This window comes from Hydrocarboniphaga sp. FW305-C-57 (assembly GCF_058783045.1).
Genome location: NZ_JBYSYG010000019.1, coordinates 24,228 through 37,603, shown reverse-complemented (window position 1 = coordinate 37,603; position 13,376 = coordinate 24,228). Strand labels below are relative to the sequence as shown.

Below are 13,376 nucleotides of genomic sequence, written 5' to 3'. Positions count from 1 at the left end.
TAAGCAGCCCGCGGCCCGCACGGACCGCGGGCTTTTCGTTGTGCGCTGCGCCGCTCAGTGCTTCGGCGGATCGACATGCGGACGCATGAGCGATGCGAGCCAGTCCATGAACACCTTCACGCGCTGCGGCAGATGCCGGCGATGCGCGTACAGCAGCGAAACCGGCATCGGTTCGGCCGGAAAGTCCTTGAGCACTTCGATCAGCCGGCCGCTGGCGAGCATTTTTTCGCTGCCGAGCACCGGCAGCTGGATGATGCCGAGGCCCGCGAGGCAGCAGGCTTCGTACGCGTCGGTGTTGCTGACGGTCAGCGTCGCCGGCATGTCGATGAAATGGCATTGCTCGCCGTCGAAATATTCGAAGCCGCCGGACTTGGCGCCGAGCGTGGAAACGTAATCGACGAGCCGGTGATTCGGCAGATCTTCGAGCGTACGCGGCTCTCCGAACGCGGCGATGTAGCTCGGGCTCACGCAGTTGATGATGCGCAGCGAGCCGAGCGGCCGCGCGATCAGGCTCGAGTCCTGCAGCGTGCCGATGCGCATCACGCAGTCGAAGCCTTCGCGCACGAGATCGACGCGCCGGTCGGTGCAGCTCAGCTCGACTTCGATCTGCGGATGCTCGCTCAGGAATTCCGGCAGGCGAGGGATGACGAGTTCGCGCGCCGCCCCGCCGGGCATGTCGACGCGCAGGCGTCCACGCAGGGCCTGCGGCGTCTGCTGGAACATGCTCTGCAGCTCGTCCATGTCGGCGAGCAGGTCCTTGCAGCGCTCGTAGAAGCTCTGGCCGTCGGGCGTCATCTGCACGCGCCGGGTCGTGCGGTTGAGCAGCCGGGCGCCGAGCTGGGTTTCGAGCTGCTGTACGGCCAGCGAGGCGCTGGCCTTGGGCAGGTTCAGGCTGTCGGCCGCTCGCGTGAAGCTCGCGAGTTCGGCGACGCGGACGAACAGCTGCATGGCGTCGAGGCGGTTCATGGGGGCTCCGTGAGGCGTCAGGCTTATTGTTCATAATTTAATAACACTGAGGACAATATTGCCTTATTTATCGTCCATTACGGGTCCAATAATCTGGCTTCACCGTTTCCACCCGCACAGGAGATTCAGATGAATACCCAGACCCAGACCCGCATCGCCCTGATCACCGGCGGCAGCCGCGGCCTCGGCCGCAATGCCGCGATCAAGCTCGCCGAAGCCGGCACCGACGTCGTCCTGACCTACCGCAGCCAGCGCGCCGAGGCCGAGGCCGTCGTCGCCGAGATCGCCAAGCTCGGTCGCCGCGCCGTGGCCTTGCCGCTCGATGTCGGCGTGGCGGCCAGCTTCGGCGCCTTCGCCGACACCCTGCGCGCCGAGCTCGACAAGTCCTGGCAGCGCTCGAGCTTCGACTACCTGCTCAACAATGCCGGCATGGGCATCCACGCCTCGTTCGCCGAGACCACCGAGTCGCAGTTCGACGAGCTCATGAACGCCCACCTCAAGGGACCGTTCTTCCTGACCCAGAAGCTGCTGCCGCTGATCGCCGACGGTGGGCGCATCCTCAACGTGTCGAGCGGCCTCGCGCGCTTCTCGCTGCCGGGCTACGCGGCCTACGCGACGATGAAGGGCGGCGTCGAAGTGCTCACGCGCTACATGGCCAAGGAACTCGGCGCGCGCGGCATCAGCGTCAACACGCTCGCCCCGGGTGCCATCGAAACCGACTTCGGCGGCGGCGCGGTGCGTGACAACGCCGACCTCAACGCGGCGATCGCCTCGCAGACCGCGCTCGGCCGCGTCGGCCTGCCGGACGACATCGGCGGCGTGATCGCGGCGCTGCTGTCGCCGGGCACCGGCTGGATCAACGCCCAGCGCATCGAGGCTTCGGGCGGCACGCTGATCTGAGAGGCTTGAAAATGCCCGCTCGCAGGGCGCGTGCTAGAGTGCCGCGCCCTGCGACCGCTGTGGCCCGCCTGTGCTCACGCTCAAACTCAAAACCCGCGAAGACCGCCGCCTGCGTGCGGGCCATCTGTGGGTCTACTCCAACGAAATCGATACCGCGACGACGGCCGCCAAGGGCGTCGCTCCGGGCACGCTCTGCAAGTTCGTCGATTCGCGCGACAAGCCGCTCGGCGTCGGTTATGTGAATCCCACCGCGCTGCTCTGTGGTCGCCTGCTGACCGGCAAGGCCGATGCGGTGATCGACACCGACTGGTTCGTGCGCCGGCTGCAGTCGGCGCTCGCCCTGCGCGAAAAGCTCTATCCCACGCCGCACTACCGTCTCGTCTTCGGTGACAGCGACGGCCTGCCGGGCCTGGTCGTCGATCGCTACGGCGACGTGCTCGTGGTGCAGCTGACCACGGCCGGCATGGAGAACCTCAAGGCCATCGTGCTCGAGGCCTTGCAGCGCCTGCTCAAGCCGCGCGGCATCCTGCTGCGCAACGACACCTCGGCGCGCGAGCTCGAGGGCCTGTCGCTCTACGAAGAGGTCATCGGCGACGTGCCCGAGACGGTCGATCTGTTCGAATCCGGCGTGCCGTTCAAGGCGCCCGTGCGCGGCGGCCAGAAGACTGGCTGGTTCTACGACCAGCATGCCAACCGCGATCGGCTCGCGCCGTACGTGAAGGGCGCCCGCGTGCTCGACGTGTTCAGCTACGTCGGCGGCTGGGCGGTGCGTGCGGCCAAGTTCGGGGCCAGCGAGGTGACCTGCGTCGACAGCAGCAAGTTCGCGCTCGAAGCCGCCGCCGCGAACGCCAGGCTCAACGGCATCGCGCTCGAAACCCGCCAGGGCGATGCGCTCGACGTGCTCAAGACGCTGCGCGGCGAAGGCCGCCAGTTCGACGTCGTGGTCGTCGACCCGCCGGCGCTGATCAAGCGCAAGCGCGACACCGACGCCGGCACCGAGCACTACGCCGCGCTGAACCGCCAGGCCATGCAGCTGCTCGCGCCGGACGGCATCCTGATCTCGTGTTCGTGCTCCTTTCACATGGAGGCTGCAGAATTGCAGCGCATCCTGCTGCGCGAATCGCGCACGGTCGGACGCAGGCTGCAAATCCTCGAGCAGGGCGGGCAGTCGCCGGATCATCCGGTGCATCCGGCCATCGTCGAGACGCGCTATCTGAAGGCCTTCTACTGCCGCCTGGCCTGAAGCCGGCGGCCCTTTCAAAGACGCCCATGATCCAGTACCCGAACTTCGATCCCGTCGCCGTTTCGCTCGGTCCGGTGAAAGTGCACTGGTACGGGCTCATGTACCTGCTCGGCTTCTGGGGCGGCTGGTATCTGGCCCTGCGCCGGGGCCGCCGCGACTTCACGCCGTTCTCGTCGCAGGCGCTGTCGGACCTTTTGTTCTACATCGTGCTCGGGGTGATTCTGGGCGGGCGGCTCGGCTACACGTTCTTCTACAACCTGCCGAACTTCGTCGCCAATCCGCTCGTGATCTTCCGCATCTGGGAAGGCGGCATGTCCTTCCACGGCGGGCTGATCGGCGTGCTCGTGGCGTTCTGGCTCTATGCGCGCTCGCGCAAGCTCACGTTCTTCTACGTGGCGGATTTCATCGCCCCGGTGATTCCGGTCGGCCTGTTCACGGGCCGCATCGGCAACTTCATCAATGCCGAGCTCTGGGGTTCGCCGACCTCGTTGCCGTGGGCGATGGTGTTCCCGACCGACCCGCAGCAGTTGCCGCGGCATCCGTCGATGCTCTACGAGGCCTTTCTCGAAGGGCTGGTCCTGCTCGCCGTGCTGCTGTGGTTTTCGCGCAAGCCGCGTCCGCCGATGGCGGTTTCGGGCCTGTTCCTGACGCTCTACGGCAGCTTCCGCTGGGCGGTGGAGTTCATTCGCACGCCCGACGCGCACATCGGTTATCTGGCTTTCGGCTGGCTGACGATGGGGCAGCTGCTCTGCATTCCGATGCTGCTGGCCGGTCTGGGCCTGCTGGCGATCGCTTATCGGCGCCCGCTGCACGCGGCTTGAACCGCAAGGAGTTTTTCGGCCCGTAAATTGCCGGTGCAGACAGGCTCCGGCTAAAATTTAGGGCTTTTCGCAGTCGCGCGGTCATCTCGTTCGCGCCTTTCTTATTTTTTCAGCTATTTCAACAGGATACTCCGATGGCGGTTGAACGCACCCTTTCCATCATCAAGCCGGACGCCGTGGCCAAGAACGTGATCGGCCAGATCTACAGCCGCTTCGAGCAGGCCGGCCTCAAGATCGTCGCTTCGCGCATGACCCACCTCACCGAGAAGGAAGCGGGCGGTTTCTACGCCGTGCACAGCGCGCGTCCGTTCTTCAAGGACCTGGTTTCGTTCATGACCAGCGGCCCGGTCGTGATCCAGGTGCTCGAGGGCGAAGACGCGATCGCCAAGCACCGCGACATCATGGGCGCCACCAACCCGAAGAACGCCGCCCCGGGCACCATCCGCGCCGACTTCGCCGACTCGATCGACGAAAACGCCGTCCACGGTTCGGACAGTGCCGAGAACGCGGCGATCGAGATCGCCTACTTCTTCCGCACCACCGAACTGGCTCCGCGTACGCGCTAAAGCGAATTCGGACAGTAGCGAGATGAAGGACGAGGCCGGCGAAGCGGTGACAACGGAGGATGCGGCGCAAGCGCCGCGTTCGTCGCGCCGCTCGGCTGCCTCGGCCCGCATCAACCTCTTCGGCCTCGACCGCGAGCAGCTGCGCGCGGTCTTCGCCGAGATGGGCGAGAAGCCCTATCGCGCCGACCAGATCATGCAGTGGATCTACCGGCGTGGCGTCGATGGCTTCGACGCGATGAGCAACGTTTCCAAGGATCTGCGCACGCGCATGGCCGAGCGCTTCGAGATCCGCCATCCGGAACTGCTCGCCGAACAGCTTTCGCAGGACGGTACCCGCAAGTGGGTGCTCAAGCTCGACGGCGGCAACGCCATCGAGACGGTTTTCATTCCCGAGGGCGATTTCGAATCGCGCCTCGAACGCGTTGGCCCCAAGCGCTTCAAGCCCAGCGTGGCCGACGAGGCCGAGGACAGCTCGCCTGCGGCCGGTGGGTCGGACAAGCGCTACCGCGGCACGCTCTGCATCTCCTCGCAGGTCGGCTGCGCGATGGACTGCTCGTTCTGCAGCACCGCCCAGCAGGGCCTCAACCGCAACCTGACGACGGCCGAGATCATCGCCCAGGTCTGGTTCGCGGCGAAGACGCTCGGCGGCGATTTCCAGAACGAGCGCGTCATCAGCAACGTGGTCTTCATGGGCATGGGCGAGCCGCTGGCCAACTACGGTCAGGTCACGCCGGCCATCGGCATCCTGCAGGACGATTTCGGTTTCGGGCTCTCGAAGCGCCGCGTCACCGTCTCGACCTCGGGCCTGGTGCCGTTCATGGACCGCCTGCGCGCTGATTGCGACACCGCGCTCGCGGTGTCGCTGCATGCGCCGAACGACGAGCTGCGCAACCAGCTCGTGCCGATCAATCGCAAGTATCCGATCGCCGAACTGATGGCCGCTTGCCGCCGCTACACGGCCGGCAAGGAACGCAAGATGCACATCGTCTACGAGTACGTGATGCTCGACGGTGTCAACGATCAGCCCGAGCACGCGCGCCAGCTCGCCAGGCTGCTCGCGGGCATGCCGGCCAAGGTCAATCTGATTCCGTTCAATCCGTTTCCGGAGGCGCAGTACAAGCGCAGCAAGCCGGAGGTTATCAAGCGCTTCGCCGACATCCTGCGCGAGAAGCACGTCATGACGACGACGCGCCGCACGCGCGGCGACGACATCGATGCGGCCTGCGGCCAGCTCGTCGGTCGCGTGCAATCCAAGCAGAAGCAGCGCCTGCGCGATGTCGGCGTGCGCGTCGAAGCCGCGGTGCCGCCCGCCGGCCGATGAGCTTTTCTCTCCCGCGCCGCCTGCTCGTTGTGCTCGGCCTGGCTGCTGCACTGAGCGCGTGCGTGACGAGCACCGAGCGCGAGAGCAACACCGACGCCAAGCCCGATCTGGCCGAGGCCGCGCGCCTCAACACCCAGCTCGGCATCGATTACGCACGCCAGGGCCAGTACGAGCTCGCGCTCGAGAAGCTCAAGCGGGCGCTCGACCAGGACGGCCGTTCGCCGCTGGCCAATTCGTCGATCGCCTTCGTCTATGCGCGCCTCGGCGAGGACAAGCTGGCCGAGAAGCACTATCGCAAGGCCATCGAACTGAAGTCCGACGACCCGGACGTGCGCAACAACTTCGGCGTGTTCCTGTGCGCTCACGATCGCGCGGCCGAGGGTGAGCGGCAGCTCAGGCTCGCGATCGAAGACAAGCGCTATCGCACGCCCGAAGTCGCGCTGACCAACGCCGGCGTCTGCGCGCGCAAGCTGCCCGATCTCGACAAGGCCGAGCAGTATTTCCGCGAGGCGCTCAAGATCAATCCGCAATCCGGTGATGCGCTGTCGCAAATGGCATGGCTGTCGTACCAGAAAAAGGATTACCTTCGCGCACGCGCCTTTCTGCAGCGCTATCAGATGGTGGGCAAGCCCACGCCTGAGACGCTGCAGATCGGCGCGCTGATCGAAACCGCGCTGGGCGACCTCGCCTCGGCGCGGGCTTACCAGCAACGTCTCAGGCAAGAGTTCCCCGAATCCGTCGAAAGCGGCCATCTGCCGCCGATTCCTTCCCCATGAACGCTGAGAATCCCGATTTCATCCCGGCTCCGGCCGCCCCCACGTCCGCCGGCGAAAGCCCGGGGCTGAGCATTCGCAAGGCGCGCGAGGCCGCCGGCCTGTCGCTCGACGAGCTCGCGGCCCAGACCAAGCTCGCGCGCACCACGCTCGACGCGCTCGAACGCGACGACTACGGCTCGCTGCTCGAGCCGGTTTACGTGCGTGGCTACTACCGCAAGTGCGCCAAGGTGCTGAACCTGCCCGAGCAGCAGTTGCTGCTGGCCTACGCGGCGCGCGTGACGCCCAAGACGCCGCAGCCGCCGGCCAAGCTGCGCCTCGGCACCGGCGCCGACATGAGCGGCGGACGCAGCTGGCGCGGCCTGCTCGGCATCATCGTCATCGTGGCGATCGCCGCCACCGCGATCTGGTATTTGCGCGAGCAGCAGCAAAACGCCCAGCAATCGATCGTGCCGATTCCCGAAAGCGCGGCTCCCGACGCCGCGGCACCGGGTTCCGCGCCGGCCGAAAGCAGCCCGCAGGGCAGCGCCAACGACACCAGCACGCCGGCCGCGATGGGCGGCGTCAACGTCGCCCCGGCCGATGCGCCGATCACGGCGCCTGCTCCGGCGGCGAGTGCGCCGAGCGTGGCTGCCGCGACCACGCAGCCGGCCGCGACGGGCACCGAAGCCGCGCCCGCCGCGAGCGACAGCGGCTCCGCGCTCAAGCTCAACTTCGTCTCGATCTCGTGGGCGCGCATCGAGGACGCCAACGGCAAGGTGCTGCTGAACCGCGTCGTCCAGGGCGGTGAGCGCCAGGTGCTCGACGGCAAGCCGCCGTATTCGGTCTTCCTCGGCAATGCGCCGGGCGTCGAAGCCGAGTTCCAGGGCAAGCCGGTCGACTTCAAGCACGTGATCCGCGACACCGCCACCGCGCGATTCACGGTGCCGCTGACGCGCTGATCGCGCCGGTACCCAGAGACCCATACCCTTCGCATGTCCATGCAAGCCCATCACCGCATCGAGCGGCGCCTCAGCCGGCAGATTCGCGTCGGCCGCGTGCTCGTGGGCGGCGACGCACCGGTGTCGGTGCAGACCATGACCAACACCAAGACCGAGGACGTCGCCGCGACCGTGGCGCAGATCCAGGCCGCGGTGAAGGCCGGCGCCGACATCGTGCGCGTCTCGGTGCCGACACTCGCGGCCGCGCGCGCCTTCGGCGAGGCCAAGAAGATCGTCGGCGACGTGCCGCTGGTCGCCGACATCCACTTCAACTACAAGTGCGGCATCGCGGCGGCCGAGCAGGGCGCCGACTGCCTGCGCATCAATCCGGGCAACATCGGCAGTGACGCCAAGGTGTCCGAGATCGTCGCCTGCGCGCGTCACCACGGCATTCCGATCCGCATCGGCGTCAACGCCGGTTCGCTCGAGGCCGACCTGCAGGAAAAGTACGGCGAGCCGAACGCCGATGCGCTCGTCGAGTCGGCGCTGCGCCATATCAACATCCTCAAGCGCCACAACTTCGAGGACTTCAAGGTTTCGCTCAAGGCCTCCGAGGTCTTTCTGACCGTGGCGGCCTACCGCAAGCTCGCGACCCAGATCGACCAGCCCCTGCATCTGGGCATCACCGAAGCGGGCGGCCAGCGCGCCGGCGCGGTCAAGAGCTCGATCGGCCTCGGCATGCTGCTCGCCGACGGCATCGGCGACACCATCCGCATTTCGCTCGCGGCCGATCCGGTCGAGGAAGTGAAGGTCGGCTGGGACATCCTCAAGTCGCTGCACATCCGTAATCGCGGCATCAACCTCGTCGCCTGCCCGAGCTGCTCGCGGCAGAACTTCGACGTCATCAAAGTCGTCGCCGAGCTCGAATCGCGCTTCGAGGAGATCGACGAGCCGCTCGACCTCGCGGTGATCGGCTGCGTCGTCAACGGTCCGGGCGAATCGCGCGAAGCTGCGATCGGCGTCGCCGGCGGCTATCCGAACTCGATCTACATCGACGGCAAGATCCAGCAGAAGGTCCACAACGACCAGCTCGTCGACCGGCTCGAGCAGCTCGTGCGCGAGAAGATCGAGGCCCGCAAGCTCGCCAAGGCAAACGAAAGCGCGACCTGATCGCGCTACAGCGGAAACATTTCCATGGCTCAGAAAATCCAATCCATCCGCGGTTTCAACGACGTGCTGCCGGCCGATTCCGGTCTCTGGCAGCACCTGCACGATACCGCGCGCGGCGTGTTCGAAGACTACGGCTATGCCGAAATCCGGCTGCCGGTCGTCGAGCGCACCGATCTCTACAAGCGCGCGGTCGGCGAAGTCACCGACGTGGTCGAGAAGGAGATGTATGCCTTCGAGGATCGCGGCGGCGAGCACATCGCGCTGCGTCCGGAATTCACCGCGGGCGTCGTCCGCATGGGCGTCGAGCACGGCCTGTTCCACAACAGCCAGCAGCGCGTCTGGTGCACCGGCCCGGTGTTCCGCTACGAGCGCCCGCAGGCCGGCCGCTATCGCCAGTTCCATCAGCTCAACGTCGAGGCCTACGGCATCAACGGCCCCGACGTCGACGCCGAACTCATCGCGATGTCCGCGCGCCTGTGGAAGAAGCTCGGCTTCACGGGCCTGCGGCTCGAGATCAACTCGCTCGGCCAGGCCGAGGCGCGTGCGCGCTATCGCGCCGCGCTGATCGAATTTTTGCAGCGCCACGAATCCTCGCTCGACGAAGACTCCAGGCGCCGACTGCACAGCAATCCGCTGCGCGTGCTCGACTCCAAGGTGCCGGCCACGCAGGCGATCGTCGTCGATGCGCCGAGCATCCTCGATTACCTCGACGCCGATTCGGCCGCCCATTTCGACGGCCTGCAGCAGGGGCTCGGCGACCTCGGCGTCGACTACATAGTCAATCCGCGCCTTGTGCGCGGGCTCGATTACTACACCAAGGGCGTGTTCGAGTGGATCACCACCGAACTCGGCGCCCAGGGCACGATCTGCGCAGGCGGCCGCTACGACACGCTCGTCGAGCAGCTCGGCGGCGGGCCGACGCCGGCGGTGGGCTGGGCCAGCGGGGTCGAGCGCCTGATCCTGCTGCTGCAGGCCAAGGCCGCCGAACTGCCGCCCAATGGTCCGGCGATCGTGGTCTGCTCGCTCGGCGAAGCGGCCCAGCGCGAGGCCGCCAAGCTCGCGGAATCCCTGCGCGACCGCTTTCCGGGCGCGGGCGTGCAGCTGTCGGTCGGTGGCGGCAAGCTGCCGGCCCAGTTCAAGCGCGCCGATCGCTCGGGCGCGCGTTACGCCTTGGTCCTCGGCGAGGCGGAAATCGCCGGAAAGCAGGTTCAAGTAAAATCCCTGCGCGACGCCTCCCCTCAGGAAACCTGCACCTGGGCTGAACTGCCGGCCCGGCTTGAGAGTCTGTTATCGCGCTGATGCCCGGCGCCGGCTCACCGGCTACGGCACGCGACACATCATCCACCGATCGTTCCTGAAGCACTTCTTTAAGAGACCCCCGTGGCGAATCATCACGACGACGAACAAGAACTCGAGAACCTCAAGCGCTGGTTCAAGGAAAACTGGATCGCCCTGGCGGCCGGCCTGGTCATCGGCTTCGGCGCGATCGGCGGCTGGCAGGCATGGAAGGGCTATCACGAGAAGCAGTACCTGGCGGCGTCGCAGATGTACGCCGACATGAAGAAAGCGCTCGAAGCGGCCAAGCCCGACGAGGCCGCCAAGATCGCCGACAAGCTCCAGTCCGACTACGCGAGTACCCCGTACGCCACTGCCGCCGCGCTGCGCCTCGCGCAGGTCGGCGTGATCGATTCCAAGCTCGACGAGGCCGGCGCTCGCCTCGACTGGGTGATCAAGAACGGCAACGACGACGGCCTCAAGCAGCTCGCCAAGCTGCGCAAGGCGCGCGTGCTTTGGCAGCAGGGCAAGGCCGACGAGGCGGTCAAGGCGCTCGACAACGACGGCGGTGAATTCGCTTCGCTGTACTCCGAGCTGCGCGGCGACCTCGCGCTGTCCCAGGGCGATCGCAGCGCCGCCCGCACGCACTACGAGGCGGCGCTCAAGGCATCCACCGAGCAGGCGCCGAACCGCGTGCTGCTGCAGCAGAAGCTCGATGACCTCGCGGTCGAGACCGCTGCGGCCGAGCCGGCTGCCGCTCCGGCCGCCGAGGCGAAACCCTGATGCGCGCCGCGCTAGCCCACAAGGCCTGCGTCGGCATCGCGGCGCTGCTGATCGGCGCCACGCTGCTCGCCGCTTGCTCGGACAAGAAGAAGGTCCGTGAGCCGACGCCGCTGGCCGACATCTCGAACCCGGCCGTGCGTCCGCACACGGTGTGGACCGCGAGCACCGGCGGCAGCGGCAAGTACTACAGCGAGCTGCGTCCCGGCGTCGAGATCGATGCGATCTACACGGCCGGCCTCGATGGCCGCGTGTCCTCGTATTCGCTCGACAAGGGCAAGCGCCTGTGGTCGGTCAACACCAAGTCGCGCGTCGCCGCCGGCCCGTCGGTTTCGAACGACCTCGTGCTCGTCGGCACCCTCGACGCCGAAGTGATCGCGCTCAAGCGCACCGACGGCAGCGAAGTCTGGCGCGCCAAGCTGTCGAGCGAGGCGCTCGGCCCGCCGGTCGGCGAGGGCGGCATCGTCGTCGCGCGTTCGATCGACGGCCGCGTGTTCGGCCTCGACGCGAGCAACGGCCAGCGCCTGTGGAATTTCGATCGCACCGTGCCCGAGCTCGTGCTGCGCGGCATTTCCAAGCCGCTCATCAGCGGCACCTCGGTGATCGTCGGCATGGAGAATGGCCGCGCGATCGCGCTTGGATTGACCGATGGCGAGCCGCGCTGGGAGCAGGCGATCTCGGTTCCGGCCGGCCGCACCGTGCTCGATCGCCTGGTCGACATCGACGGCGACATGATCGAAGGCGACGATTGCCTCTACGTCGCGAGCTTCGGCGGCGAAGTGGCCTGCCTGTCGCCGACCAGCGGCGAAGTGGGCTGGCGCCGTGGCGTGAAGTCGTACAACAGCCTCGCGCTCGGCGGCGGCAAGGTGCTCGTGTCGGACGAGAGCGGTGTGGTCTGGGCACTCGACCAGACCAGCGGCGCCGCGGCCTGGAAGCAGGAAGGCCTGCTGTATCGCCGGCTGTCGCCGCCCGCTTATTTCGGCGGCTACGTCGTGGTCGGTGATTTCGAAGGCTATCTGCACTGGATCGATCCGTCGGACGGCAAGATCGTCGCGCGTACGCGCGTCGGCTCCGACCCGATCATTGCCCAGCCGATGGTCGGCGGCGATCTGCTCTACGTGCTCAACCGCGACGGCAAGCTCGCCGCGATCAGCCTGCCGCAGAAGCAGTAATTCCCTCCAAAAGGTAGAAACATCGATGCAATCGGGATTGCCCGTTCTGGTTCTGGTGGGCCGTCCCAACGTCGGCAAGTCCACGCTGTTCAATCGGCTCACCGGCACGCGCGACGCGCTGGTGGCCGATTACGTCGGTCTCACGCGTGATCGCCAGTACGGCCGCGGCGTGTTCGAGATCGATGGGCAGGGCAGGGCCTTCATCGTCGTCGACACCGGCGGGTTGATGCCGGAATCGGCCGATCCGCTCGCCGTGCTCGCCGAAGAGCAGGCCCAGCTCGCGCTCAGCGAGGCCGATCACATCTTCTTCCTGACCGACGCCATCGCCGGCCGTCACGGCAGTGACGAGGCGATCGCCGCGCAGCTGCGCAAGCTCGGCAAGCCGCTCACGCTGCTCGTCAACAAGACCGAGGGCAAGGCGCGCGGCGGTGCCAAGGGCGTGGCCGTCGCGGACTTCTACGCGCTCGGCCTCGGCGAACCCGAGCCGATCTCCGCCGAGAACGGCGATGGCGTGCCGGGCCTGCTGCGCCGTGTGCTCGAAAAATTCCCGGCCGCCGAAGCCGACGAACTCCCCGAAGTCCCGGGCGAAGTGCGCGTCGCCATCGTCGGCCGCCCGAACGTGGGCAAGTCCACGCTCGTGAATCGCCTCGTCGGCGACGAGCGCGTGGTCGCGGCCGACAGGCCCGGCACCACGCGCGACGCCATTCGCGTGCCGTTCGAGTACGAAGGCAACGCCTATACGCTGATCGACACCGCCGGTATCCGCCGGCGCTCGCGCGTGGAGGAAGTGATCGAGAAATTCTCGATCGTGAAAACCTTGCAGGCGATCGAGTCCGCGCACGTGGTGATCGTCGTCGTCGACGCGCATGCCGATGTCGGCGAGCAGGACGCGCGGCTCATGGGCCTGGTCGCGCAGCGCGGTCGCGCGATGATCCTCGCGGTCAACAAGTGGGATGGCCTCGATGCGGGCGATCGCGAGCAGACCAAGTACAAGGTCGGCCTCAAGATGCCGTTCCTCGATTTCACGCCCGTGCATTACATCTCGGCCAAGCACGGCTCGGGCGTCGGCGTGGTGATGCGCGACGTCAAGGTCGCCTACGACTCGACGATGAAGGACCTGCCGACGCCGGAGCTCACGCGCATCCTCGAGCGCAGCGTCGATCGTCATGCGCCCCCGGCCGTGCTCGGCCGCCGCATCAAGCTGCGTTACGCGCATCAGGGCGGCAGCAATCCGCCGCAGATCGTCATTCACGGCAACCAGACCGACAAGCTGCCGGTGACGTACAAGCGCTATCTGGCCAACGAGTTCCGCAACCACTTCGAGCTCAAGGGCGTGCCGCTCGTGCTCACGTTCAAGACCGGCGACAACCCGTTCAAGGACAAGAAGAACGTGCTGACCGAACGCCAGATCAAGAAGAAGCGCCGCCTGCGCGAGCACTTCAAGAAGTAGTCCGGCGCTTGTCGCGAAG

At 66.8% G+C, this 13,376-nt stretch carries 13 protein-coding genes; 12 read left to right on the top strand and 1 reads right to left on the bottom strand.

The annotated features are described in order from the left end of the window. Window positions 1–54: 54 nt before the first annotated feature. Window positions 55–966 carry a LysR family transcriptional regulator gene (locus tag AC3WUM_RS24180; RefSeq protein ID WP_492413744.1) on the bottom strand — a complete coding sequence of 304 codons (912 nt, stop codon included), beginning with the start codon at window positions 964–966 and terminating at the stop codon, window positions 55–57. Window positions 967–1,095: 129 nt separating this feature from the next. Between AC3WUM_RS24180 and AC3WUM_RS24175 the strand changes: the two genes are divergently transcribed. The 12 genes from AC3WUM_RS24175 to der all read left to right on the top strand — a co-directional run bounded on the left by AC3WUM_RS24175 (window position 1,096) and on the right by der (window position 13,357). Next, complete coding sequence (locus AC3WUM_RS24175; RefSeq protein WP_492413742.1) at window positions 1,096–1,866, top strand: SDR family NAD(P)-dependent oxidoreductase; 771 nt, start codon at window positions 1,096–1,098, stop codon at window positions 1,864–1,866. Between the two features lie 70 nt (window positions 1,867–1,936). Then, window positions 1,937–3,109 carry a class I SAM-dependent rRNA methyltransferase gene (locus AC3WUM_RS24170; RefSeq protein WP_492413741.1) on the top strand — a complete coding sequence of 391 codons (1,173 nt, stop codon included), beginning with the start codon at window positions 1,937–1,939 and terminating at the stop codon, window positions 3,107–3,109. Window positions 3,110–3,135: 26 nt separating this feature from the next. After that, the gene (lgt, locus tag AC3WUM_RS24165; RefSeq protein WP_492413740.1) at window positions 3,136–3,930 is read left to right on the top strand and encodes a prolipoprotein diacylglyceryl transferase; all 795 of its coding nucleotides are present in this window, start codon (window positions 3,136–3,138) and stop codon (window positions 3,928–3,930) included. 134 nt (window positions 3,931–4,064) lie between these two features. Then, entirely contained in the window at window positions 4,065–4,496 is a 432-nt protein-coding gene (gene ndk, locus AC3WUM_RS24160) for a nucleoside-diphosphate kinase (protein WP_492413738.1), read from the top strand. 22 nt (window positions 4,497–4,518) lie between these two features. Beyond that, entirely contained in the window at window positions 4,519–5,817 is a 1,299-nt protein-coding gene (gene rlmN, locus AC3WUM_RS24155; RefSeq protein ID WP_492413736.1) for a dual-specificity RNA methyltransferase RlmN, read from the top strand. Then, entirely contained in the window at window positions 5,814–6,593 is a 780-nt protein-coding gene (gene pilW, locus AC3WUM_RS24150) for a type IV pilus biogenesis/stability protein PilW (RefSeq protein ID WP_492413734.1), read from the top strand. The genes rlmN and pilW overlap by 4 nt, the downstream gene beginning before the upstream one ends. Further along, window positions 6,590–7,531: a RodZ domain-containing protein gene (locus AC3WUM_RS24145; RefSeq protein ID WP_492413732.1), complete on the top strand. Its 942-nt coding sequence runs from the start codon at window positions 6,590–6,592 to the stop codon at window positions 7,529–7,531. The genes pilW and AC3WUM_RS24145 overlap by 4 nt, the downstream gene beginning before the upstream one ends. 39 nt (window positions 7,532–7,570) lie before the next feature. Further along, entirely contained in the window at window positions 7,571–8,680 is a 1,110-nt protein-coding gene (ispG, locus tag AC3WUM_RS24140; protein WP_492413821.1) for a flavodoxin-dependent (E)-4-hydroxy-3-methylbut-2-enyl-diphosphate synthase, read from the top strand. Between the two features lie 24 nt (window positions 8,681–8,704). Then, on the top strand, window positions 8,705–9,979 hold the full coding sequence (gene hisS, locus AC3WUM_RS24135) for a histidine--tRNA ligase (protein WP_492413730.1): 1,275 nt from the start codon (window positions 8,705–8,707) through the stop codon (window positions 9,977–9,979). A gap of 81 nt (window positions 9,980–10,060) precedes the next feature. Then, window positions 10,061–10,738 (top strand): YfgM family protein, encoded by a 678-nt coding sequence (locus tag AC3WUM_RS24130; protein WP_322266197.1) that lies wholly within the window; start codon window positions 10,061–10,063, stop codon window positions 10,736–10,738. Continuing rightward, window positions 10,738–11,907 (top strand): outer membrane protein assembly factor BamB, encoded by a 1,170-nt coding sequence (gene bamB, locus AC3WUM_RS24125; RefSeq protein ID WP_492413728.1) that lies wholly within the window; start codon window positions 10,738–10,740, stop codon window positions 11,905–11,907. The genes AC3WUM_RS24130 and bamB overlap by 1 nt, the downstream gene beginning before the upstream one ends. 25 nt (window positions 11,908–11,932) lie before the next feature. Next, window positions 11,933–13,357, top strand: coding sequence for a ribosome biogenesis GTPase Der (gene der, locus AC3WUM_RS24120; RefSeq protein ID WP_492413726.1), 1,425 nt, complete (start codon window positions 11,933–11,935; stop codon window positions 13,355–13,357). The last annotated feature ends 19 nt before the right edge of the window (window positions 13,358–13,376 follow it).